Annotated in this window: 1 protein-coding gene; it reads left to right on the forward strand. The window is 44.6% G+C overall.

Annotation, left to right across the window (positions count from 1 at the left end):
* Positions 1-318: 318 nt before the first annotated feature.
* A partial coding sequence (locus LZ634_RS22465; protein ID WP_234508939.1) for a YjhX family toxin occupies positions 319-514 on the forward strand: 196 nt, incomplete at its 3' end.

The raw sequence follows: 514 nt of genomic DNA on the forward strand, positions 1-514 counted from the left end.
AATATAAATATCAAGAATTAACCTACGTCAAAATAAATATTTGAAATACATTCTCACTACTCATTGGTAGTAAAAACCGAAGCTTTCTGGTTCACATTTTCAGGACAAACTCATTTCCGGATAACAGTTCCGTGTTATCCTGACGAAGTTATTTTCTTCTTACGTACTTCGAGGCCTGCATGCTGGAGAATGTCATCATCAGATAATCAGCCACCGACCTTTTCCGGCCGGACTGATTATCGCTGCGCTTAAAACCTACGCTTTCACCTGCGGGTGTTGGCTCGTTTTCGCACATGATGATTAAACAGGTTCTTCAGTATGAATTTATCCCGTCAGGAACAACGTACCTTACACATTCTCGCCAAAGGTGGCCGTATCGCGCACGTCCGTGATAGCTCGGGCCGCGTTACCTCCGTTGAATGCTACAGTCGCGAGGGGTTTCTGCTCAGCGACTGCACTCTCGCCGTGTTCAAAAAGCTTAAAACGAAAAAATTGATTAAGTCTGTGAACGGGC

It is taken from the genome of Kluyvera intermedia (assembly GCF_021440345.1).
In the GTDB taxonomy this organism is placed as follows: domain Bacteria; phylum Pseudomonadota; class Gammaproteobacteria; order Enterobacterales; family Enterobacteriaceae; genus Kluyvera; species Kluyvera intermedia_A.